Origin of the sequence: Citrobacter sp. JUb117 (genome assembly GCF_024809055.1) — a bacterium.
In the GTDB taxonomy this organism is placed as follows: Bacteria; Pseudomonadota; Gammaproteobacteria; order Enterobacterales; family Enterobacteriaceae; genus Citrobacter; species Citrobacter gillenii.
This window is the reverse complement of the sequence record NZ_JANUFB010000010.1, coordinates 54,139-77,966: the sequence shown is the minus strand read 5'-3', so window position 1 is coordinate 77,966 and position 23,828 is coordinate 54,139. Positions and strand designations below refer to the sequence as shown.

The following is a 23,828-nucleotide window of genomic DNA, read 5'->3' as shown; positions in this document are numbered from 1 at the left end:
TAGTTCAGTCGGACGCTTTCTTTTGATCAGTTTAATACCATCGGCCACTCTGGCGGCGTATGGCTCATCACTTCTACCATCACAGACTGGATGTTATTCCAGATAGCGGACACGTCCATCAGGGTGATGCCGAGCAATCCGGTTGCAAACCAGCAGGCGAAAACCAGCCCTAAACCGCTGCTGATAACGGCCAGGCCAATATAATCTGATTTACGAAAACGGATATTGAGCGTGCTGGCTAAAAACATCAGCACTGCGCTCAGCAGTTGCCACCGCAGAAGAACTACGCCAGTTGTTATTGTTGCCATGAAAAACGTCCTCAAAAAGTCTTGATGCCCAGGACAGCACGGGGTTGTTCACAACAGGTGTGGCACTCTGGCTATCGGCGGGCATGCACATCAATGAAACACTGTTTCTGTTACATGATTTTTGTGAACTATATCACATCTGTTCGTTTGTTCACCAGTGCGGGACGCTCTTTTTATTGGTTAATAACCTTTATTTAATTGTGGTTATGGGGTGTGGTGAGCGAATGCATCATTCGTAATAGAAGGTGTATTTACGCTGCTTGTTATCTTTATCCTAAATTAATCTTTAAAAAAATTTATGTATTTTTTATGCGAAGCCCGTATAACGCGTATAAAACATTACGACTTTTACAGTGTGCTATTTTCAAATAAGCTTAACTTTAAGTTTGCCTTACGGAAAAAGAATATCATCATCCGCTATTATCAGACTTTTACATAGAGACGGCGGTTGCGAATGTTGATAGATTCATACAACTTAACTAGCCGGCGTTTATAGCATCCTGCCTTGATGGGTACTGGCATATACGATACAGGGAAATAGGGCTGACATGACTCACAGTGCGCGACGTAAGACGCTGAGGTTCCTTGGAACACTCACGGTGGTATTGCTCCCCGTGGTACTGGCGTTATGGTTTGCTCATGCCAGGGCGACGTCCGAAACCCGCAATCAACTCCGCACTTTTGCGCAGCTGGCCCTCAATAAAACGGAGCTGGTGATCCAGCAAGCCGATCTCGCGCGTGATATGGCACAACTGTATCAAGGGGAGATGTGTACCCCGGCGCATCAAAAAAGTATGCTGAATATTATTCGTGGGCGTTTATATATCAGCGATCTCATTTATGCGCAGGGCGATCATTTTTTGTGCTCAACGTCGATGGTGCCGCCAGCCTCATATATTATGCCCACCGCTGACTATAAGCGGACGCCGGACATCTCCATTTATTACTATCGCGATACGCCGTTTTTTTCTGGCTACAGAATGACGTATATGCAAAGAGGAAACTACGTTGTCGTTATCAATCCTTTATCCTACAGCGAGGTCATGTCTGATGATCCGGACCTCGCCTGGGGTGTCTATGATACGGTAACGGATAGCTTTTTCTCTGCCAGTGAAGGGTCAAACGTTGCGCAATTACTGCCGCTGGTACGCGGCGATGCCCCGACATTCCAGCAAGACGATCGTTTCTATACCATCGTGCATTCAGAAAAGCGGCCCATTGCGGTTATTGTTTCGACCACGGACGATCGCGTTGATCAGAATTTCTATCATGAAGCTGTACTAACGCTCCCTTTCGGCGTGATCTGTAGCATCCTGATCCTACTGATGTGGTGGCGTACGCGCCAACAATACTATTCTCCTCGCCGTCTGTTAAAACGCGCGCTCAAAAAACGCCAGCTTTGCCTGCATTACCAGCCGATCATTGATATCAAAAATGGTCAATGCGTTGGGGCCGAGGCGCTGTTGCGCTGGCCCGGTTGCAAAGGTGAGGTCATGAGTCCGACAGAATTCATTCCGCTGGCGGAAAAGGAAGGGATGATTGAGAAGATAACGGATTATGTGGTCGAAGAAGTGTTCAACGATTTGGGCTATTTTCTGTCAGCACAACCTCAGCTTTACATCTCAATAAATCTCTCTGCCTCCGACTTTCATTCATCCCGGCTGATCGCGCTGATTGCTGAAAAATCACGCGACTACTCTGTACGTTCGCAGCAAATTAAGGTTGAAGTCACCGAGCGCGGATTTATTGATTTGCAGAAGATGACCCCGGTTATTCAGGCATTTCGTCAGGCGGGTTATGAAGTCGCGTTTGATGATTTTGGGACTGGGTATTCCAATCTGCACAATCTGTCTTCGTTGAATGTGGATATTCTGAAGATCGATAAATCGTTTATCAGTACGCTGACCACCAACAGTACCAGCCACATGATTGCCGAACATATCATCGAAATGGCGCAAAGTTTACACCTGAAGACAATTGCAGAAGGGGTCGAAACAGCGGATCAAATCAGCTGGCTGTTGGAGCGCGGCGTACAGTTTTGTCAGGGATGGTACTTTGCGAAAGCATTGCCGCCGCAGGAGTTCATGCACTGGGTTAAGCGCTCGCCCGCCATACTGACGCAGGGCGGGCAATAATTCTACAAACGATGGCGATAGTCGCTGGGGGTTCGATCAAACTCGCGGCGGAACACACGTGAGAATGTTTGTTGCGATACATAGCCGAGATCCATCGCAATATCAAAAATAGGTCGCTCAGTATTGCGTAGCTCAACGGCGGCCAGCAGCAGTCGACGCTGACGAATATAGTCGCCTAACGTCTGGCGCATCACCGTACGGAACATTCGCTGTAAATACCACTTTGAATAACCTGATTTTTTCGCGACCGCTTCGATATTCAGCGGTTGGTCGATATGTTCATCAATCCATTCAATAAGTGTCTGAATAATTTGCTGATGGGACATATGGCAGCCTCTTTCTCAGTATTCGATTCGTCGTTTTGTCTGTCGGCGAGTATAATTCCTCAAGTTAACTTGAGGTAAAGCGATTTATGGAAAAGAAATTACCCCGGATTAAAGCGCTGCTCACCCCTGGTGAAGTGGCAAAGCGTAGCGGCGTGGCAGTATCGACCCTGCATTTCTATGAAAGCAAAGGGTTAATCAGCAGCATGCGCAATAGCGGTAATCAGCGTCGATACAAACGAGATGTGCTGCGTTATGTGGCCATCATCAAGATTGCTCAACGGATTGGTATTCCGCTGGCAACAATTGGTGATGCGTTGGGCGTATTACCCGAAGGCCACTCGCTCAGTGCGAAGGAGTGGAGGCAGCTTTCTTCACAATGGCGCGAAGAGCTTGACCGACGCATTCATACTCTGGTGGCACTACGCGATGAGCTGGACGGCTGTATTGGCTGCGGCTGTTTGTCACGCAGTGATTGTCCGTTGCGTAACCCAGGCGATCAGCTTGGTGAGCAGGGGACTGGGGCGCGATTGCTGGAAGATGATTGATGAGTTTGAAACCGGTGATGGGTATAAAACTAAAGCGCCACAACTGGGCGCTTTAGTTTGGTTCCGGTCTTTGTCTTTCACTCTATCCCGCTGGTTCACGGGAGGGTTTCCCCCGACATCAACACCCCTCAGTCGAGCACGTAGTGGAGGTTCCGGTCTGTGTTGATAAAGTAATTGTAAGTCACCCCAGGACAATTGCCAGTCAATTGGCGGTTTTTTAGCCGAAATTTTTCCTGCATCTTCACCTGTTTTCCTGTGCGACTTTGCGCCTGAAATAGTAGCGCATGTTGCAATAACCCAGCGAAATTTGTTGCCAGATTGCGCATTAACGATAACGTTTGCGCATCGGTTGGCTATTTCTTGTGCGCTATAAGAAGAAATGCATAAAAAGCGGCAAAGTTCTGTTGAAAACCGCCGTATGATCGCAGGATAATCGTTTGCTTTTTTTTACCACCCGTTTTTTATGCGTGAAGCTAAACGTTTGCTTTTTTGCGACACCCCTTTTGGCGCAAACCTGGCACATGGAGAAAACGTTTAGCAGGCAGTGGATTGTCCATCACGCATATTGACGAAAAATAAACTCTCAGGGGATGTTTTCTATGTCTACGCCTTCAGCGCGTACCGGCGGCTCACTCGACGCCTGGTTTAAAATTTCGCACCGCGGCAGTACCGTTCGTCAGGAAGTCGTTGCCGGATTAACGACGTTCCTGGCAATGGTCTACTCCGTCATTGTGGTTCCGGCGATGTTGGGTAAAGCCGGGTTCCCACCGGCTGCAGTTTTCGTAGCGACCTGCCTGGTAGCAGGCGTGGGTTCTATTGTAATGGGCCTGTGGGCAAACCTGCCGCTGGCGATTGGTTGCGCTATCTCGCTGACGGCGTTTACCGCATTTAGCCTAGTGCTGGGGCAGCATATTAGCGTGCCAGTGGCGCTGGGTGCGGTGTTCCTGATGGGCGTCCTGTTTACCATTATTTCTGCGACCGGTATCCGTAGCTGGATCCTGCGCAACCTGCCGCAGGGCGTTGCGCACGGCACGGGGATTGGTATCGGCCTGTTCCTGCTGCTGATTGCGGCAAACGGCGTTGGGCTGGTGATTAAGAACCCACTGGACGGCCTGCCGGTTGCTCTGGGCGATTTCGATACCTTCCCGGTGATCATGTCGCTGATTGGCCTGGCGGTCATTATCGGCCTTGAAAAACTGAAAGTACCGGGCGGCATCCTGCTGACCATCATCGGTATTTCTGTTGTTGGCCTGATTTTCGACCCTACCGTGCATTTTTCCGGTATTTTTGCCATGCCTTCTCTGAGCGATGCGGAAGGGAATTCCCTGATCGGCAGCCTGGACATTATGGGGGCGTTGAACCCGATCGTCCTGCCGAGCGTATTGGCGCTGGTGATGACCGCCGTCTTCGATGCGACCGGGACTATCCGTGCCGTGGCGGGGCAGGCGAATCTGCTGGATAAAGACGGACAGATTATTGATGGCGGTAAAGCGTTAACCACCGACTCCTTGAGCAGCGTGTTCTCTGGTCTGGTGGGGGCGGCTCCTGCGGCAGTGTATATTGAGTCCGCAGCGGGTACGGCGGCGGGTGGTAAAACCGGTCTGACCGCGATCACCGTCGGCGTGCTGTTCCTGTTGATCCTGTTCCTCTCTCCGCTCTCTTATCTGGTTCCTGCCTACGCGACCGCACCGGCGCTGATGTATGTCGGCCTGCTGATGCTGAGCAACGTAGCGAAAATTGACTTCGCAGACTTTGTGGATGCGATGGCGGGTCTGGTGACTGCTGTGTTCATCGTGCTGACCTGTAACATCGTTACCGGCATTATGATCGGCTTTGCTACGCTGGTGATTGGACGCATTGTTTCCGGTGAATGGCGTAAACTGAACATCGGTACCGTGGTCATTTCTATCGCGCTGGTGGCCTTCTATGCCGGCGGCTGGGCAATCTGATTCTCACATCATGATGATCCTGAAAACGGGTGGCTTTTGCCGCCCGTTTTTATTTTCGGAACACATCCCGTTGTCTTTTGCGTTACTCTGAGGAAGATAGAATTGAGGCACGACGCCTCTCGTCGCATATCATAAGAAACATCGCAAACAGGGAACGCATGGAAATCTTTTTTACCATACTCATCATGACCCTTGTGGTCTCGCTGTCGGGGGTAGTGACTCGCGTATTGCCCTTCCAACTCCCTTTACCCCTTATGCAGATCGCCATCGGCGCCTTGCTGGCGTGGCCGACGTTTGGTTTGCATGTGGAGTTCGACCCTGAACTGTTTTTGGTTCTGTTTATCCCGCCGCTGCTGTTTGCCGATGGCTGGAAGACGCCAACGCGTGAGTTTCTCGAGCATGGGCGAGAGATTTTTGGCCTTGCGCTGGCGCTCGTGCTGGTCACGGTGGTCGGAATAGGCTTTATGATTTACTGGCTGGTGCCGGGTATTCCGCTGATCCCGGCTTTCGCGCTGGCCGCCGTGCTGTCGCCAACTGACGCCGTGGCGCTTTCTGGCATTGTCGGTGAAGGCCGCATCCCGAAGAAAATCATGGGCATCCTGCAGGGCGAAGCGTTAATGAACGACGCCTCCGGCCTGGTTTCACTCAAGTTTGCTGTCGCGGTGGCGATGGGCACGATGGTGTTTACCGTCGGCGGTGCGACGGTTGAATTCTTCAAGGTGGCAATTGGCGGTATCCTGGCTGGGTTTGTGGTCAGCTGGCTGTACGGTCGCTCCCTGCGTTTTCTCAGCCGCTGGGGTGGCGATGAGCCAGCCACGCAAATCGTCCTGTTATTCCTGCTGCCGTTTGCCTCTTATCTGATTGCGGAACATATCGGTGTTTCCGGGATCCTCGCGGCGGTGGCGGCCGGGATGACGATTACCCGTTCAGGTGTCATGCGCCGTGCTCCGCTGGCGATGCGCTTACGTGCAAACAGTACCTGGGCCATGCTCGAGTTCGTGTTTAACGGCATGGTCTTCCTGCTGTTAGGGCTGCAGTTACCGGGTATTCTGGAGTCTTCGCTGGCGGCGGCAGACGCCGATCCGAATGTCGAAATGTGGATGCTGTTTACCGATATCGTGCTGATCTATGCGGCACTGATGCTGGTGCGTTTTGGCTGGCTGTGGACCATGAAAAACTTCAGCATGCGCTTTCTGAAGAAGAAGCCGATGGAGTTTGGCTCGTGGACCACGCGCGAAATCCTGATCGCATCCTTTGCGGGTGTGCGTGGGGCTATCACGCTGGCCGGTGTCCTTTCTATTCCGCTATTATTGCCTGACGGCAGCGGCTTCCCTGCACGTTATGAGCTGATCTTCCTTGCCGCCGGTGTGATTCTGTTCTCGCTGTTTGTTGGCGTGGTGATGCTGCCGATCCTGTTGCAGCATCTTGAAGTGGCGGATCACTCGCAGCAGCAAAAAGAGATACGCATTGCCCGCGCCGCGACGGCGGAAGTGGCGATTGTGGCCATCCAGAAAATGGAAGAGCGTCTGGCTGCGGATAGCGAAGAGAATATTGATAATCAGCTGCTGACCGAGGTGAGCTCGCGGGTGATTGGTAACCTGCGCCGTCGTGTCGATGGGCGTAATGATGCGGAAAGCTCGTTGCAGGAAGAAAACCTTGAACGGCGTTTCCGTCTGGCGGCGCTGCGCTCGGAGCGTGCAGAGCTGTATCATCTGCGCGCCACCCGTGAAATCAGCAATGAAACGCTGCAGAAACTGCTGCACGATCTGGATTTGCTGGAAGCACTGTTGATAGAGAATCAATAAACGGTAGCGCCTGATGGCGCTACGCTTATCAGGCCTACGGAACGCAATTGTAGGCCGGATAAGGCGGTTACGCCGCATCCGGCAAATCTATCATTACGGAATTTGCGAGCCGCTTTCCTGAACTGATCTGTTTGTCTTGTCGATTCCCTCTTTTCTCCATACGGTTAAGAAAAGGGGGAAACATGTCTGATTATCGGCGTCACTACATCAACGGTGGGACATGGTTTTTTACGGTGAATCTACAAGACCGCAGAAGCCATCTTTTAACATCAAAAATCTATCATCTTCGCAGTGCTATTTCCGAGGTAAACAAGGTTAAACCTTTTTATATCAATGCGTGGGTCGTTTTGCCTGAGCATATGCATTGTATCTGGACGTTGCCTGAAAATGACGCTGATTTTTCGTCCCGCTGGCGGGAGATTAAGAAGCATTTCACCCGATCGTTGTCTGCACAGCATGTCTGGCAGCCTCGCTTTTGGGAGCATACCATCCGGGATGTGCGCGATTATTGCCAGCATGTGGATTACATTTATATTAATCCTGTGAAACATGGTTGGGCGCAGCAGGTGAAGTCATGGCCTTTTTCAACGTTTCATCGTGATGTTAAATTGGGGTTGTATCCGGAGAACTGGGCAGGTGAGATAACGGACCTCCGTGCTGGTGAACGTGCCTGATGGCGCTACGCTTATCAGGCCTACGGAACGCAATTGTAGGCCGGATAAGGCGGTCACGCCGCCATCCGGCAACTTACGACTCCTGCGTTAACCAAAACCCTTCGCAGCATTTTAGCCACGCCTGTGCGCTGTGCGACAGATACACGCCTTCGCGCCAGATCATGCCCAACTGCCAGCGTAAGTGACTCTCCAGCGGGATCCAGCGCAGCGTTTGCTTATCCAGCCGTTGGCAAATCGGTTCCGGCAAAATGGCGATCCCAACCCCGGCTTGCACCATGGCGGCCAGGAAATCCCACTGTCCGCTGCGTACCGCAATGCGTGGCTTGACGTGGTGCTGGCTAAACAACTCCAGCAACTGACGGCTTAGGGCGAAATCTTCGTTGTAGATTAGCAGCGGGTGCTCGGCCAGCGCCTCGGGGGAAATAGAATCACAGGTTGTCCACTGGCCGGAGCGCGGCACCAGCACGCAAAGTGGATGGCTGAAAAGCGGCAAGGTCGCCAGACCGCTCTCTTCTTCGACCGGTAGCGCCGTCATCGCCACATCCAGATCGCCGTTCATCACTGCCTGCTGGACGGTTAAGCCACCAAATTCTGATATTTTCAGCTCAACGCCGGGATAACGCTGGCGAAACAGGCTGATGGGGCCGGCCATTAACATGCCGACCATCGGGGGGATACCGAGTCGCAGGATCCCCTTATTCAGATGGTTAATATCGCTCAGTTCTGCCTCAAGCTGGCGGAATTCGGCGAGGATTGCCAGGCCGCGTTCAAAGACGATACGTCCGGTATCGGTCAACAACAATCGCCGCCCGTCGCGGATTAGCAGCGTGCAGTTCAGCTCGTCTTCAAGGTTCTTCAACATTTTGCTGATGGTCGGCTGGGTGACAAACAGCTTCTCTGCCGCGCGGGTAAAGCTCTGCTGGCGAACCACCTCAACAAAATATCGCAGCGTTCTGATATCCATGATTATTCCTTAAGACTATGCCTGCAATGAGTTTAATTCATTTCAGTCCTTGGGGGAGGGTCTCTATACTGGCGCTCTCTCTTTTTTACGGACATTCCCTCATGGCTGTGGCGATTAGCCGCGTGACGCCTGCGGTTATTCATCGACTCCAGGTCCCCGTTCAGGTTCTGTTGTACGCAGGTTTATTTGTTTTTGCTCAATATCTTGTCTCCTGGCTACATCTGCCGCTTCCCGCCAACCTGGTCGGGATGGTACTGATGCTGGCGCTGATTGTGTGCCGGGTGATCCCGCTTAGCTGGATACGCGCAGGCGCCCGTTGGCTGCTGGCTGAAATGCTGCTGTTTTTTGTCCCGGCGGTTGTTGCCGTGGTGAACTATACGCACCTGTTGCTGGTGGATGGCTGGCGCATTTTTGCCGTTATTGCCATCAGCACGCTGATGGTGCTCGGTGCCACTGCGTGGGTGGTTGATAAAGTTTATCGCTATGAAATGAGCAGGTTAAACCGTGAGTAATTTCCAGTTAAGCGTGTTGTGTCTGGTGATTACGCTGGGTATCTATTTTGCCAACAAGCGCCTGTATCGTCGTTTTCGGACATTGCCGCTGATGCCGCTGGTCCTCACGCCCGCGCTGCTGGTGCTGATGCTGGTGTTCGGGCATATCTCCTGGCAAAACTATATTGGTGAATCGCACTGGCTGATGTGGCTGCTGGGTCCGGCGACCATCGCGTTTGCCGTGCCGGTTTACGATAATCTCGCGGTCATTAAGCGTCACTGGATGTCGCTGACGGCAGGCGTGGTGACAGCAACACTGGTGGCCGTCACCAGTTCGGTATGGCTGGCGCGTCTGTTTATGTTACCCGATGAAATCCAGCGCAGCCTGGCGGTGCGCTCGGTGACCACGCCATTTGCACTGGCAGCGGCCGAGCCGCTGGGCGGGCAACCTGATCTGGTGGCGCTGTTTGTGGTGATCACCGGCGTATTCGGTATGGCGGTGGGCGACATGCTGTTTTTGCGTCTTTCCATCCGTGAAGGGATGGCGAAAGGGGCTGGGTTTGGTGCGGCGTCGCACGGCGCAGGCACCGCGCGCTCCTATGAGCTTGGCCAACAGGAAGGGGTGATTGCCAGCCTGGTAATGATGCTTTCCGGCGTGGTGATGGTGCTGGTGGCACCGCTGGTCGCGAGGCTGATGTTCTGACCAGCGGCCCGTACGCTATTTCAGCCGTGAAATCAGTTCAAACTCTTTAAAATTTACCGGGCGCTGCTGCTGCATGGAGCGATTCCCGGCGATGCCGGTCAGAATTGACATGGCGCCCGCGCGATGGTCGGCGGCTCGCTGCAGCGGATCGTGTCGCGGCTCGCCAAACAGATCGGCCAGCATCGCGTTATCACCGCCGCCGTGGCCACCTTCGCCCAGCGTGAAGTCGGCCTGCCAGGGCGCAGCGAACATCGGGAAAACGGTAATATCACAGCTTTCCAGGCTGCCTTCGTTTTCCCTCGCCCCGCCTGCATTGACGTATGATTTCTCCACGATCTTCATCTCCAGGCGACCTTCGCTGCCGTTAAACACCACATTCAGTCCTTCCCATGGCAGATAAGTGTTCAACGAGTAGGTGAGCTGTACCTGGTTTTGATATTTCACCAGCACCGACAGCGTGTCTTCAATGGTGATGCCATCGCTGAATACGCTTTGATCGCGGAAATAGTTGTCTTCGTGTTCAGCATCCAGATACAGCGCTTTAAGCTGCGGATTCTCCGCCATTTGCAGTGCAAACGGATCGTCCTTGGCCTGCGCATAGCCATGAGCACGTGGATAAAACTGCGTCACACCGCGGCGTTCGGCATTTTCTTTTCCGTAGAAACGCAGGCTGCCTTCGGCATAAACACGCTGTGGATAGCTGTCCAGCCAGAAGTTCATCAGGTCAAAATGATGGGTTGATTTATGCACCAGCAGGCCGCCGCTGTTGCGCTTTTCCCGATGCCAGCGGCGGAAGTAATCGGCGCCGTGTTCGGTATTCAGTAACCACTCAAAGTGAACCGAAAAGACGTCGCCAATGGCACCGTTCATCAGCAGCTCGCGTACCTTGCTGTGATGCGGAGCATAGCGATAGTTAAAGGCGACGCGCACCTCGTGTCCGGTCTCTTCAATGGCGTCGAGAATACGCAGGGCGCGCTTCTCATCGATGGTCATCGGTTTTTCAGTGATCACATCACAGCCCGCGTGCAGCGCCCGCACGATATAGTCATCGTGGGTGCGGTCCATAGTGGTCACGATGATGACATCGGGGCGGGTTTCGCGGATCATGTCTTCAAACTGTGCGGCTTTCCAGGTGGATACCGGAGCGGCCCCCTCATTTTTTAATAGCTGATTCGCGTAGTTCATACGGGTTTGGTTGGTGTCGCAAAAGGCGACCAGCCGGGCGTTTTCCTTCCATTGCCCACCAATCGCTGAGATATACAGGCCCGCTCGCCCGCCGGTTCCTACCAGGGCATATTTCTTCATCGCATCCTCTTTTCTCAAAATGAATTAACGTGTTTATGTAATAAAAACAGTGTTTCAATTTCATTTTGGTACTGTAGCGCTATCAACAGTGATGGATACGTTGGAGAGAGAAAACTGTGATCCCCAGCGAAAAAGACCGGAGAAGATGTCGATATTCTGATTTTCCCATGAACGCTTTTTAGCCTTACGCTCATATTTTACAATCGTTATTAATTCCGTTGGCCAGTGTAAGGATATTCAGTGTGAAATATTTGTGGTTATCTGCTCTCCTGTTCAGCCAGGTCGTTATGGCCTGGTGTCCTGATGAGGACCAAAAGGTGGTACTTCAGGGAACATTGATACAACAGACGCTACCCGGCCCGCCAAATTACGAAAGCATCAAGGACGGCGATGAAGCGGTAACTTATGATTATCTAAAGTTGGATCAACCTTTTGAGTGTGATATTACCGGTGAGAGTGAAAGTGTACCGCTAGTACAGCTTATTTTGATGGGAAAAAGTAAGCCTGGTTACGCCGATCTTGCTCCTTCTCTGGGAAAAGATGTCATCCTGACCGGGAAAACGATGTATGCCCAAACTGGCCTCCACTTTACCTCTGTCTTGCTCATCCTTGATGATGTGAAAGATGTTACCCCCCTCAACACGCCCGAACAAAAGAAAAGCGCGCTGATTCAGTTTCAACAGTTCCAGCAGGCGCTGAGTGAGAAAAACGTTGCCGCATTAAAGTCTTATTTTGTATTCCCATTACCGGGCAGCCTTGATGATTTTATTCCTTACGATGAATCACAATCATCTCAGTCGGATCAGCTTACCGAGGCGGTGTTTGATAAAAATGCGTCGCAGATTATTAAGGGTTTACACATCTTGAGTAGTCTTGATGTTAACCCTGACACTCTGGAAATCAAAGAACACCGGATAAACGCGCTATCGGCACAAGAGCAGAAACGGAAATACTTTCCGGGTGATGAAGACGGCACGTTTTATTATGAAGAAAACGGTCAGCGTCACGTGGTTGACGGAACCTGCGACACGGCTGCTATGGGGGAATTTGACGAGGGCGTTTTAAGGCTTTCTCAGGGTACCGATGCGAATAAACAACGGCCTGGCCTCTCAGAGTCTTGTGACGGAGCATCGTCATATTTGTTTAAGCTAATTGATGGAAAACTCCGTCTGGTGGCGAGTTTTACCGCAGGTTGAATCTGTGCCGAACACTCCCCGACCGGTGAAGTCGGGGAGGAGATCTATTAGTGCGCACGACCTTGCTCTACGCCGTACCCGGTCTGGGAACGGATGAACTGAGCACGGAACTGCTCACGCTCGCGATTACCTTCTGCGGAATTATCGGTGGCAGAGAAGAACCAAATACCGAGGAACGCCACGCTAATGGAGAACAGCGCCGGGTATTCATACGGGAAAATGGCTTTTTCGTGACCGAGAATTTGCACCCATACCGTTGGGCCAAGCACCATCAGCACCACTGCCGTTATCAGACCTAACCAGCCACCCAGCATGGCACCACGCGTGGTCAGTCGTGACCAGTACATGGAAAGCAGAATGATCGGGAAGTTACAGCTTGCCGCGATAGCGAACGCCAGGCCGACCATAAAGGCGATGTTCTGGTTTTCAAACAGCACGCCGAGCAGGATGGCAATCACGCCCAGTACCAGTACGGTGATTTTCGACACGCGCAGTTCTTCACGCTCGGTAGCACCTTTACGGAACACGTTAGCGTACAGATCGTGAGAGACCGCCGAGGCACCCGCCAGCGTCAGACCAGCAACCACGGCCAGAATGGTGGCAAAGGCCACTGCGGAGATAAAGCCGAGGAACAGGTTACCGCCCACCGCGTTGGCCAGATGCACCGCCGCCATGTTATTGCCGCCAATCAGCGCGCCAGCAGCGTCTTTATACGCCGGGTTTGCACCGACCAGCATGATAGCGCCAAAACCGATGATAAAGGTCAGGATGTAGAAATAACCCATAAAGCCGGTGGCGTAGAACACACTCTTACGCGCTTCGCGGGCATCGCTGACCGTGAAGAAACGCATCAGAATGTGCGGCAGACCCGCGGTTCCGAACATCAGTCCGAGGCCTAACGATAGCGCCGATATTGGGTCTTTCACCAATCCGCCCGGGCTCATAATCGCCGAGCCTTTCGGGTGTACCGCCATCGCTTCGGTGAACAGGTTGTTGAAGCTGAAGCCGACGTGCTTCATGACCATAAAGGCCATAAAGCTGGCGCCGAACAGCAGCAGCACGGCTTTGATGATTTGCACCCACGTAGTGGCCAGCATGCCGCCGAACAGCACGTACATCATCATCAGTACGCCAACCAGCACCACAGCAATGTGATAGTTCAGACCGAACAGCAGTTGGATAAGCTTCCCGGCACCCACCATCTGGGCGATCAGGTACAGCGCGACCACCACCAGTGAACCACAGGCCGACAGAATACGGATAGGCCCCTGCTTCAGACGGTAAGAGGCGACGTCCGCAAAGGTGTAGCGACCGAGGTTACGCAGACGTTCGGCAATCAGGAACAGAATGATTGGCCAGCCGACCAGGAAGCCGAGTGAGTAAATCAGCCCGTCATAGCCAGAGGTAAAGACCAGCGCGGAAATCCCGAGGAACGACGCCGCCGACATATAGTCGCCCGCAATCGCCAGCCCATTCTGGAAACCGGTGATGTTACCGCCCGCGGTGTAATAGTCGTTACGCGAACGCACGCGCTTAGACGCCCAGTAGGTAATGCCGAGCGTAAATATGACGAAAATCAGGAACATAACAATCGCCTGCCAGTTGGTTGGCTGGCGTTGGACTGCACCGCTAATAGCATCCGCCGCATTTGCGGCGAAGGGCAGCGTGGCGGCTAGCGCCGTCAGGACTCTCTTCATGATGCTTTAACCTCGTGCAGAACCGCATTGTTAAGACGATCGAATTCACCGTTGGCCCGCCAGATATAGATTCCGGTCAGGAGGAAGGAGATGAGGATCACGCCCACCCCAATTGGAATACCTCGGGTGACGCTGGTTCCCGCATGTAGCGGCGTCCCCAGCCAGCCAGGCGCAAAGGCAATCAGTAAAATAAAGCTGATATAAACCACCAGCATGATGATGGATAGTACAGCGGCAAACCGTTGCCTTTTTTCAACTAACTCCCTGAAACGCGCACTGTCTTCTATCCGCTGATAAATATTGTCATTCATCGCAGAGCTCTCCAGAGGTCCCCTTTGTCTTTCACGCTGCAGGCATGACCTGTTAGCTGTCGCAGTCCGGCAACACGAAATCCTTTGGGGGAGGTTTTATAATTTCCCTCCCGATGAAGAGAGGGTAGGGGGATTTTTTATTTTGCCGGATGGCGGCGAACGCCTTATCCGGCCTACAAGGGATGCTGAACCTGTAGGCCCGATAAGCAGCGCGCCATCGGGCATTTCACGGTTAGGGTTATGATGGCATCGCGATAGCCTGCTTCTCTTCGAGCAGTTTCTCTACCACGCCAGGATCGGCGAGGGTCGAGGTATCGCCCAGATTGCTGGTATCGCCCGCCGCAATTTTGCGCAGAATACGGCGCATAATTTTGCCGGAGCGGGTTTTTGGCAGTGAGTCGGTCCAGTGCAGCACGTCTGGCGTTGCCAGCGGGCCAATTTCTTTACGCACCCAGTTGCGTACTTCAGCGTACAGCTCAGGTGTCGGCTCTTCGCCGTGGTTCAGCGTGACGTAGGCGTAGATGGCCTGGCCTTTAATATTATGCGGAATACCCACTACCGCGGCTTCGGCAATCTTCGGATGCGACACCAGCGCCGACTCGATTTCAGCCGTCCCCAGACGGTGGCCGGAAACGTTCAGCACGTCGTCCACGCGTCCTGTTATCCAGTAGTAGCCGTCTTCGTCACGACGCGCGCCGTCGCCGCTGAAGTACATATTCTTGAAGGTGGAGAAGTAGGTCTGCTCAAAACGATCGTGATCGCCAAACAGGGTTCTCGCCTGACCCGGCCAGGAATCGGTGATCACCAGGTTGCCTTCGGTCGCGCCTTCCAGCGGGTTGCCTTCGTTATCGACAATCGCCGGCTGCACGCCGAAGAACGGACGTGTTGCCGAACCGGCTTTCAGTTCGGTAGCGCCCGGCAGTGGGGTGATCATGAAACCGCCGGTTTCGGTCTGCCACCAGGTATCGACGACCGGGCATTTTTCGTTGCCAATCTTCTTCCAGTACCATTCCCAGGCTTCCGGGTTAATCGGCTCGCCGACAGAGCCCAGAATACGCAGTGACGAACGGTCGGTGCCTTCAATCGCTTTATCGCCTTCTGCCATCAGGGCGCGGATCGCGGTGGGTGCGGTATAGAGAATATTAACCTGATGCTTATCCACGACCTGCGACATGCGCGCAGGCGTTGGCCAGTTGGGTACGCCTTCGAACATCAGCGTGGTAGCGCCGCAGGCCAGCGGGCCGTACAGCAAATAGCTGTGCCCGGTTACCCAGCCGACGTCAGCGGTACACCAGTAGATATCGCCCTGATGATAATCGAACACGTATTTGAAGGTGGTCGCCGCGTAAACCAGATACCCGCCGGTGGTGTGCAGCACGCCTTTTGGCTTACCGGTTGAACCGGAGGTATACAGAATAAACAGCGGATCTTCCGCGTTCATCTCTTCCGGTTGATGCTCAGGGCTCGCTTTCTCAATAAGGTCGGACCACCACAGGTCGCGGCCTTCCTGCCAGTCTGTTTTTCCGCCGGTACGTTTGAGGACCACCACGTGCTCAACGGTCTTCACGTTCGGGTTTTTCAGCGCATCATCCACGTTCTTTTTCAGCGGGATGCCGCGTCCAGCACGCACACCTTCATCGGCGGTGATCACCAGGCGCGAGTTTGAGTCGATGATACGTCCGGCAACGGCTTCCGGCGAGAACCCGCCAAAGATCACCGAATGCACCGCACCAATACGGGCGCAGGCCAGCATCGCCACCGCAGCTTCCGGGACCATTGGCATATAGATCGCCACCACATCGCCTTTTTTAATGCCTAAATCCAGCAATGTATTGGCAAAACGGCAAACGTCGCGATGCAGTTCGCGATAGGTAATATGTTTACTTTGGGTTGCGTCATCGCCTTCCCAGATAATGGCGGTGCGATCGCCGTTTTCCTGTAGATGACGGTCAAGGCAGTTCGCTGCCAGATTCAGCGTGCCGTCTTCGTACCATTTAATGGACACATTGCCGGGTGCAAAAGAGGTGTTCTTTACCAGGCTATAAGCTTGCATCCAATCGAGAATTTTTCCCTGCTCGCCCCAAAATGTGTCGGGGTCGGTAATAGATTGTTGGTATTTCGCGTCGTACTGCTCCGGGTTTATCAGGCAACGATCCGCAATATTTGCGGGAATAGCGTGTTTATGTATTTGGCTCATGGCTTTTGTTCTCCTTGTAGGATGTTAATAATATGTCTCATAAACGTTAAATGTAGGGGCATTTGGAGTTTTGTTTGGGATTTGAGCGGCAGATCACGCAATAAGCGAATTGTGCAAATTAGCGGCAAACTGATTTTTGAAGAGAACTAGCAAAAATTGATTAAATCTCGCGATAACATGCAGTTATATGAAGAAGTTTGAAAAAGGTGATCGGTGTCGGGAATAGACCAAAGAGTGAGAGGCTGGAGGGGGTTACTAACTCTAAAGTGGTATTTTACATGCACTTACAATTGATTAAAAACAACATTCTAAGTGTGGTTTTTTGTTAAAAAGAGGGTGGAGCAATGTCATGACAGTATACGTGTGGTTGCTGTTATGGAAAACAATAAAAGAATCGCCATTGCAGACAATGGCGTCATCTGGATGAGACCCCCCTATGGCAAGGACAAAATCACCCGTACTCCGTTTCTTCAGCCTGATATTACCGTTTTTATTTATCTCTGCCGTTCACGCTGAACAAACCCCAGTACCCGCAAAAACCGTCACCGTTGAAGCGAAGAATGAAACCTTCGCCCCTCAGCATCCCGATCAATACCTCTCATGGAAAGCCACGTCGGAGCAGTCCGCACGTGAAGATGCGCTGGCAGAGGATCCACGACTGGTGATTCTGTGGGCGGGATATCCTTTCTCGCGTGATTACAACAAACCGCGTGGGCATGCCTACGCGGTGACCGATGTCCGTGAAACATTACGTACCGGCGCGCCAAAAACTGCAGAAGATGGTCCGCTGCCGATGGCCTGCTGGAGCTGTAAAAGCCCTGACGTGGCGCGCCTGATCCAGAAAGACGGCGAAGACGGTTATTTCCACGGTAAATGGGCGCGCGGCGGCCCGGAAATTGTTAACAATTTAGGCTGTGCGGATTGCCATAACACCGCCTCGGCAGATTTCGCCAAAGGGAAGCCTGAGCTGACGTTGTCCCGTCCTTATGCAGAACGCGCGATGGAAAGCATCGGTAAACCGTTTGATAAAGCCGGTCGCTTTGACCAGCAGTCCATGGTCTGCGGCCAGTGTCACGTGGAGTACTACTTCGACGGTAAAAACAAAGCCGTTAAGTTCCCGTGGGACGAGGGGATGAAAGTTGAGAACATGGAGAAATACTACGACGCCATTGCGTTCTCCGACTGGACCAACTCCCTGTCTAAAACGCCGATGCTGAAAGCGCAGCACCCGGAATATGAAACCTGGACTGCGGGAATTCACGGCAAGAATAATGTGACCTGCATCGACTGTCATATGCCGAAAGTGCAAAACGCTGAAGGCAAGATCTACACCGACCATAAAATTGGTAACCCGTTCGATAACTTCCCTCAGACCTGCGCCAACTGCCACACCCAGGACAAAGCGTCCCTGCAAAAAGTGGTTGCCGAGCGTAAACAAGCGATTCATGACCTGAAAATCAAGGTTGAAGATCAGCTGGTACATGCCCACTTCGAAGCGAAGGCTGCATGGGATGCGGGTGCAACGGAAGCTGAAATGAAGCCGATTCTGGAAGATATTCGCCATGCGCAATGGCGCTGGGATCTGTCTATCGCCTCGCACGGGATTCACATGCATGCGCCGGAAGAAGGTCTGCGTATGTTGGGTAGCGCGATGGATAAAGCGGCCGATGCCCGTACCAAACTGGTCCGTCTGCTGGCGACCAAAGGCATCACCCATGAAATTCCGCTGCCGGATATCTCGACGAAAGAGAAAGCCCAGAAGGCGATCGGTTTGAACATGCAGCAAATCAATGCTGAGAAGCAGGACTTCATCAAAACGGTGATTCCGCAGTGGGAAGACCAGGCGCGTAAAAACGGTCTGTTAAGCCAATAACCCCTTTCCGCCTCGCAAGGGGCGGATAACTCAACGGAGTGAATATGAGCGTATTACGTTCGTTATTAACTGCTGGGGTGCTGGCGTCAGGCCTGTTCTGGAGCCTGTGCGGGAATGCCGCGACCCCCACGCCACAGGAATCGGATCAACGCTTTACGGTCACCCAACAGCGTAATCCGGATGCCGCCTGTCTGGATTGTCACAAGCCGGACACCGAAGGCATGCATGGTAAACATGCCGAAGTCATCAACCCAAATAATAAACTGCCGGTTACCTGCACCAACTGTCACGGCCAGCCGTCACCCAATCACCGCGAAGGGGTGAAGGATGTGATGCGCTTTAATGAGCCGATGTACAACGTGGAGCAGCAGAACAGCGTCTGTATGTCCTGTCACCTGCCTGAGCAGTTGCAAAAAGCGTTCTGGCCGCACGATGTCCACGTGACGAAAGTAGCGTGTGCCAGCTGTCACTCACTGCATCCGAAGCAAGACACGATGCAGACGCTAAGCGATAAAGGACGGATCAAGATTTGCGTCGATTGCCACAGCGATCAGCGTAACAATCCAAACTTTAATCCGGCGTCGATTCCCTTGCTTAAGGAGCATCCATGAGTTGCTCTCGTCGCCAGTTTATCACCGGCGTCGGCGCGCTGGTGGCTGTTAGCGGGACGGCGGGACGCGTCGTGGCGAAGACGTTAAACATTAACGGCGTGCGTTACGGCATGATACATGATGAATCATTATGCATCGGCTGTACCGCCTGCATGGATGCCTGTCGGGAAGTGAACAACGTGCCGGAAGGTGTATCGCGTCTGACGATTATTCGCAGCGAGCCGCTGGGGACGTTTCCTGATGTGAAGTACCGCTTCTTCCGCCATTCGTGCCAGCACTGCGATCACGCCCCCTGTGTTGACGTCTGCCCGACGGGGGCATCGTATCGCGATGCTGCCACCGGCATTGTGGATGTGAACCCGGATCTGTGCGTCGGTTGCCAGTATTGCATCGCCGCCTGCCCGTATCGCGTGCGCTTTATTCATCCGGTCAACAAGACGGCAGATAAGTGCGACTTCTGCCGTAAAACCAACCTGAAAGCGGGCAAGCAGCCTGCTTGCGTTGAGTCATGTCCGACGAAAGCGCTGACGTTTGGTAATCTGGACGATCCCAACAGCGAGATCTCTCGTCTGTTGCACCAGAAAAATACCTACCGTTACAAGCTGGCGTTAGGCACCAAACCGAAGGTCTACCGCGTTCCCTTTAAATACGGGGAGGTGAGCCAATGACACCCGCTTCTGCATTCCATTTTGAATCACTGGTGTGGGACTGGCCCATCGCCATCTATCTGTTCCTGATCGGTATTTCCGCCGGACTGGTGACGCTGTCGGTATTGCTTCGACGGCTGCATCCGGAAGCGGGCGGTTCAGACAGTACGTTACTGCGTACCACGCTGGTACTCGGGCCGGGAGCGATTATTCTCGGCCTGCTGATCCTGGTCTTGCACCTGACGCGTCCATGGACCTTCTGGAAACTGATGTTCCACTACAGCTTCACCTCGGTGATGTCGATGGGGGTCATGCTATTCCAGTTGTATATGGTGGTGCTGGTGCTGTGGCTGGCAAAAATCTTTGATAAAGAGGTTATTGCCCTGCAACAGCGCTTCGTGCCTCGTCTGACGATCGTGCCAAAACTGCTGGCGCTGATCGCGCCGTTCCATCGTCTGCTGGAAACAGTGATGCTGGTGCTGGCGGTGCTGCTCGGGGCCTACACAGGGTTCCTGCTGTCGGCGCTGAAATCCTATCCGTTCCTGAATAACCCGATCTTGCCAGTGCTGTTCCTGTTTTCCGGGATCTCGTCCGGTGCGGCGGTGGCGCTGATCGCCATGGCATTGCGCCATCGCGGTAACCCGCACACCACCGAGGCGCATTTTGTACACCGCATGGAAACCCCGGTAGTGTGGCTGGAAATCTTCCTGCTGGCGGCGTTCTTTATCGGGCTGGCGCTGGGCGATGACGGCAAAATGCGCGCGCTGGTTGCGGCGTTGGGCGGTGGTTTCTGGACCTGGTGGTTCTGGCTGGGCGTGGCCGGGTTGGGGCTGATCCTGCCGATGCTGCTGAAACCGTGGGCGAATCGCAGCCCGACGTTTCACGGTGTGTTGGCAGTGTGTGGTGCCAGCCTGACCGGCGTGCTGCTGCTGCGCTTTTTCATTCTGTATGCAGGGCAACTGACGGTTGCGTAGGGCAAGGTGATTTCTGGACGTACTCCTTCCTGAAGCCGGTTTTCTGGCATTGTTGTTAAGTCTCGGGGTCAACGTGTTGACCCCGCTTGCCGTGCTGACGGGCGTACGTCAGCGCTGGCAGGGCGTTATGCGTCTGGCCTGCGTGGGCGTGTGGACGCAGTTTGCGCTGCTGTTGCTGGCCTTTGCCATTCTGGTGTTCTGTTTCCTGACCAGTGATTTCTCCGTTGTTTACGTAGCTCAGCACAGCTATAGCCTGCTGCCGTGGGGATTAAAGCTGGCGGCGGTGTGGGGTGGTCATGAAGGATCGCTGCTACTGTGGGTGCTGTTTCTTTCTGCCTGGAGCGCACTGTTCGCCTGGCGCTCCAGGCGTGAGCCGGACGCGCTGTTTCCGTTAACCCTCAGCGTCCTGTCAATGATGACCGCGTCATTGCTGCTGTTCGTGGTGGTGTGGTCCGATCCGTTCGTACGCATCTTCCCGCCGGCAATTGAAGGGCGCGACCTGAACCCGATGCTGCAACACCTGGGGCTGATTCTGCATCCACCGCTGCTGTATCTGGGCTACGGTGGGCTGATGGTGGCGGCCGGCGTGGCGCTGGCTTCGCTGCTGCGCGGCGGCTTTAACGCACGGACTGCCTGGGTGTGCTGGCGCTGGGCGCTGCCCGGCTGGTGCGCCCTGACGCTTGGGATCATCCTTGGTTCCTGGTGGGCTTATTGTGAACTGGGCTGGGGCGGCTGGTGGTTCTGGGACCCGGTAGAAAACGCTTCCTTATTACCCTGGCTTTCCGCCAGTGCGTTACTGCATAGCCTGTATGTCTCACGGCAGCGTGGAGGCTTCCCGCACTGGTCGCTGCTGCTGGCGATTGTCACGCTGATTTTATCGCTGTTGGGCACGCTGATTGTGCGTTCCGGCATACTGGTTTCTGTTCATGCCTTTGCGCTGGACAACGTCCGCGCTGCGCCGCTGTTTGCGCTGTTTACCGTGTTAAGCCTGGCATCGCTCGGTCTGTATGCCTGGCGGGCGCGGGACGTCGGTCACACGGTACGTTTTGGCGGCTGGTCGCGTGAGATGATGATTCTGGTTGCGCTGCTGCTGTTTTGCGCGGTGCTGCTTATCGTGTTGATTGGCACGCTGTATCCGATGATTTACGGCCTGTTTGGTTGGGGACGACTCTCCGTTGGCGCGCCTTACTTCAACCGTGCAACGCTGCCGTTTGGCCTGCTGATGCTGGTGGTCATCGTGATAGCGACGATCAGAAGCCGGAAGGTGCCGCTGCGAAGCCAGCTTCCGGCGCTGCTGGCGCATGCTGGCGTGCTGGTTTTTGCTGCAGGGATCGTGTTCTCCAGCGGGAGCCGCCAGGAAGTGAGCCTGAATCTGAGTCCTGGGCAGCAGGTTGAACTGGCAGGCTATGTTTTCCGCTTTGAGCACCTCTCTCTGGAAGCAAAAGGAAACTACACCAGTGAAAAGGCGCTGATTACGCTCTGGCAGGATGAGAAACGCATCGGCAGCCTGCAGCCCGAAAGACGCTTCTATTCCGCGCGTCGCCAGCAAATGATGGAGCCGGGTATCCGTTGGAACCTGCTGCACGACTGGTACGCGGTGATCGGCGAAAAAACCGGACCGGAGCGCTATGCCATGCGCTTGTACGTGCAAAGTGGTGTGCGTTGGGTTTGGGGCGGAGGGCTGCTGATGGTATTCGGCGCGCTGCTCAGCGGCTGGCGGGGGAGAAAGCGCGATGCGTAAATTAATCACAGCGTTGCCGGATGGCGGCGTAAACGCCTTATCCGGCCTACAGGGTACGCAAACCGTAGGCCGGATAAGCGCAGCGCCATCCGGCAGAAAGTTTTTACTCTTAACGATCGTCTTGTTTTTCATCACTTTCGCTACGCATGCCCAGGTTGTCGACACCTGGCGTTTTGACAACCCGCAACAGCAGGAAAAAGCGCTGTCTATTGCCAGCCAGTTGCGCTGCCCACAGTGCCAGAATCAAAACTTACTGGAATCCAATGCGCCGGTGGCGGTCAGTATGCGTCATCAGGTGTATAGCATGGTGGCAGAGGGCAAAAGTGAACATGAGATCACCACGTGGATGACCGATCGTTACGGTGATTTCGTCCGCTATAACCCGCCGCTCAATGAGCAGACGCTGTTGTTGTGGGCACTGCCGTGCCTGTTATTGCTGCTGGTGGGCGTGATTATCTGGCGGGTGAGAACGCATCAGCGCGTAGAAGAGGATGAACGATGAGTCAGCCTGAATGTTGTGCACCGTTGCGTCCGATGCCGGTAAAACGCCTGGCCGCTATAGCTGTGCTGATGGTGATTGCCTGCACGGGAGGGTATTTGTTGTCGCCTAAATGGCAGGCGGTCCAGCAGGAGCAGGCGCGACTGGCTGACCCGTTACATGCGTTTTCTGATGAAAATATGCAGGAAAAACAGCTGCTTTCGCTGCAGTCAAAAATACGTGCCAACCCGCAAGACAGCACGCAATGGGCGCAACTGGGTGAGTATTATCTTTGGCAAAACGCGTATCATAATGCGCTACTGGCCTATGAGCAGGCGCTGCGTTTGCGCGGTGAAAACGCCGAGATCTATTCGGCACTGGCGACGGTGCTGTACTATCAGTCCGGGCAGCATATGACGCCGCAAACCCGTGAGATGATTGAGAAATCGCTGGCGCTGGACCCGACAGAAGTTACCGCGCTGATGCTGCTGGCTGCTGATGCGTTTATGCAGGCTGACTATGCACAGGCTATTTTGCAGTGGCAAAAAGTTCTCGATTTAAACTCGCCGAGGGTGGATCGTGCTCAGTTGATTGACTCAATCAATATGGCGAAATTGCTGCAGAATCGACAAAAATAATTTTTGTTTTTTTGTGATTTGCGTCGTTTTTGCTGTGCAAAAAAACAGCAGTTGAACAAATTAGCGAAAAAAACGCACAGTCATAATTCTTCATTTTTTATCAAATGAATATTCTTTTATAACAAAAAGTTATTCATGATGACCCGCATAAACTCGCGTTTTTATGCATAAAATCAGCTAAAGGCCCTGTTCTTAAAGGGTTGCGCTGAATGCCATGCAAATGATAATGATAATAAGCGTTAAAAAATTCCATAAACGAA

Annotated in this window: 20 protein-coding genes and 1 pseudogene; 14 read left to right on the top strand and 7 right to left on the bottom strand. The window is 53.4% G+C overall.

All coding sequences use genetic code 11. The features are described from left to right. Window positions 1-26: 26 nt before the first annotated feature. Entirely contained in the window at window positions 27-308 is a 282-nt protein-coding gene (locus M2374_RS19790; protein ID WP_096758704.1) for a YjcB family protein, read from the bottom strand. 548 nt (window positions 309-856) lie between these two features. On the opposite strand from M2374_RS19790, the gene M2374_RS19785 reads away from it, so the two are divergent. After that, on the top strand, window positions 857-2,443 hold the full coding sequence (locus M2374_RS19785) for an EAL domain-containing protein (protein WP_181688563.1): 1,587 nt from the start codon (window positions 857-859) through the stop codon (window positions 2,441-2,443). Between the two features lie 2 nt (window positions 2,444-2,445). Here M2374_RS19785 and soxS read toward each other — a convergent pair whose 3' ends face one another. Then, the gene (gene soxS / locus M2374_RS19780; RefSeq protein ID WP_096758702.1) at window positions 2,446-2,769 is read right to left on the bottom strand and encodes a superoxide response transcriptional regulator SoxS; all 324 of its coding nucleotides are present in this window, start codon (window positions 2,767-2,769) and stop codon (window positions 2,446-2,448) included. Between the two features lie 86 nt (window positions 2,770-2,855). Here soxS and soxR point away from each other — a divergent pair, with 86 nt between their 5' ends. From soxR to M2374_RS19760, 4 genes are all read left to right on the top strand, one after another. After that, complete coding sequence (gene soxR, locus M2374_RS19775; protein WP_096758701.1) at window positions 2,856-3,314, top strand: redox-sensitive transcriptional activator SoxR; 459 nt, start codon at window positions 2,856-2,858, stop codon at window positions 3,312-3,314. A gap of 599 nt (window positions 3,315-3,913) precedes the next feature. Further along, window positions 3,914-5,263: a guanine/hypoxanthine transporter GhxP gene (gene ghxP / locus M2374_RS19770; RefSeq protein ID WP_181688562.1), complete on the top strand. Its 1,350-nt coding sequence runs from the start codon at window positions 3,914-3,916 to the stop codon at window positions 5,261-5,263. Window positions 5,264-5,421: 158 nt separating this feature from the next. Beyond that, complete coding sequence (locus tag M2374_RS19765; protein ID WP_117343600.1) at window positions 5,422-7,068, top strand: Na+/H+ antiporter; 1,647 nt, start codon at window positions 5,422-5,424, stop codon at window positions 7,066-7,068. Between the two features lie 182 nt (window positions 7,069-7,250). Further along, window positions 7,251-7,742, top strand: a complete 492-nt coding sequence (locus tag M2374_RS19760; RefSeq protein ID WP_181688561.1) for an REP-associated tyrosine transposase — start codon at window positions 7,251-7,253, stop codon at window positions 7,740-7,742. 73 nt (window positions 7,743-7,815) lie between these two features. Here the strand turns inward: M2374_RS19760 and M2374_RS19755 are convergent, their stop codons facing one another. Next, a complete protein-coding gene (locus M2374_RS19755; protein ID WP_181688560.1) occupies window positions 7,816-8,706 on the bottom strand; it encodes a LysR family transcriptional regulator in 891 nt (296 codons plus the stop codon). Between the two features lie 101 nt (window positions 8,707-8,807). Between M2374_RS19755 and M2374_RS19750 the strand changes: the two genes are divergently transcribed. Both M2374_RS19750 and M2374_RS19745 read left to right on the top strand, forming a co-directional pair. Continuing rightward, complete coding sequence (locus tag M2374_RS19750; protein ID WP_115259694.1) at window positions 8,808-9,218, top strand: CidA/LrgA family protein; 411 nt, start codon at window positions 8,808-8,810, stop codon at window positions 9,216-9,218. Further along, window positions 9,211-9,900, top strand: a complete 690-nt coding sequence (locus tag M2374_RS19745; protein ID WP_115259693.1) for an LrgB family protein — start codon at window positions 9,211-9,213, stop codon at window positions 9,898-9,900. Before M2374_RS19750 ends, M2374_RS19745 begins: the two co-directional genes overlap by 8 nt. A 15-nt stretch (window positions 9,901-9,915) precedes the next feature. Here the strand turns inward: M2374_RS19745 and M2374_RS19740 are convergent, their stop codons facing one another. After that, window positions 9,916-11,205 (bottom strand): Gfo/Idh/MocA family protein, encoded by a 1,290-nt coding sequence (locus tag M2374_RS19740; protein ID WP_115259692.1) that lies wholly within the window; start codon window positions 11,203-11,205, stop codon window positions 9,916-9,918. 242 nt (window positions 11,206-11,447) lie between these two features. Between M2374_RS19740 and M2374_RS19735 the strand changes: the two genes are divergently transcribed. Further along, the gene (locus M2374_RS19735; protein ID WP_181218302.1) at window positions 11,448-12,401 is read left to right on the top strand and encodes a DUF4431 domain-containing protein; all 954 of its coding nucleotides are present in this window, start codon (window positions 11,448-11,450) and stop codon (window positions 12,399-12,401) included. 47 nt (window positions 12,402-12,448) lie between these two features. Here M2374_RS19735 and actP read toward each other — a convergent pair whose 3' ends face one another. The 3 genes from actP to acs all read right to left on the bottom strand — a co-directional run bounded on the left by actP (window position 12,449) and on the right by acs (window position 16,606). Next, window positions 12,449-14,098: a cation/acetate symporter ActP gene (gene actP / locus M2374_RS19730; protein ID WP_096758694.1), complete on the bottom strand. Its 1,650-nt coding sequence runs from the start codon at window positions 14,096-14,098 to the stop codon at window positions 12,449-12,451. Next, a complete protein-coding gene (locus tag M2374_RS19725) occupies window positions 14,095-14,409 on the bottom strand; it encodes a DUF485 domain-containing protein (protein ID WP_096758693.1) in 315 nt (104 codons plus the stop codon). Before M2374_RS19725 ends, actP begins: the two co-directional genes overlap by 4 nt. A 238-nt stretch (window positions 14,410-14,647) precedes the next feature. Continuing rightward, on the bottom strand, window positions 14,648-16,606 hold the full coding sequence (gene acs / locus M2374_RS19720) for an acetate--CoA ligase (protein ID WP_181688559.1): 1,959 nt from the start codon (window positions 16,604-16,606) through the stop codon (window positions 14,648-14,650). A gap of 436 nt (window positions 16,607-17,042) precedes the next feature. On the opposite strand from acs, the gene nrfA reads away from it, so the two are divergent. The 6 genes and pseudogenes from nrfA to nrfG all read left to right on the top strand — a co-directional run bounded on the left by nrfA (window position 17,043) and on the right by nrfG (window position 23,568). Next, window positions 17,043-18,479 carry an ammonia-forming nitrite reductase cytochrome c552 subunit gene (nrfA, locus tag M2374_RS19715; RefSeq protein ID WP_096758690.1) on the top strand — a complete coding sequence of 479 codons (1,437 nt, stop codon included), beginning with the start codon at window positions 17,043-17,045 and terminating at the stop codon, window positions 18,477-18,479. A gap of 44 nt (window positions 18,480-18,523) precedes the next feature. Further along, window positions 18,524-19,090, top strand: a complete 567-nt coding sequence (gene nrfB / locus M2374_RS19710; RefSeq protein ID WP_096758689.1) for a cytochrome c nitrite reductase pentaheme subunit — start codon at window positions 18,524-18,526, stop codon at window positions 19,088-19,090. Continuing rightward, entirely contained in the window at window positions 19,087-19,758 is a 672-nt protein-coding gene (nrfC, locus tag M2374_RS19705; protein ID WP_135912720.1) for a cytochrome c nitrite reductase Fe-S protein, read from the top strand. Before nrfB ends, nrfC begins: the two co-directional genes overlap by 4 nt. Next, complete coding sequence (gene nrfD, locus M2374_RS19700; RefSeq protein ID WP_096758687.1) at window positions 19,755-20,711, top strand: cytochrome c nitrite reductase subunit NrfD; 957 nt, start codon at window positions 19,755-19,757, stop codon at window positions 20,709-20,711. The genes nrfC and nrfD overlap by 4 nt, the downstream gene beginning before the upstream one ends. A gap of 13 nt (window positions 20,712-20,724) precedes the next feature. Further along, window positions 20,725-22,954: pseudogene (gene nrfF, locus M2374_RS19695) on the top strand (heme lyase NrfEFG subunit NrfF). Next, the gene (gene nrfG, locus M2374_RS19690; protein ID WP_096758684.1) at window positions 22,951-23,568 is read left to right on the top strand and encodes a heme lyase NrfEFG subunit NrfG; all 618 of its coding nucleotides are present in this window, start codon (window positions 22,951-22,953) and stop codon (window positions 23,566-23,568) included. The pseudogene nrfF and the gene nrfG overlap by 4 nt, the downstream one beginning before the upstream one ends. Window positions 23,569-23,828: the final 260 nt, after the last annotated feature.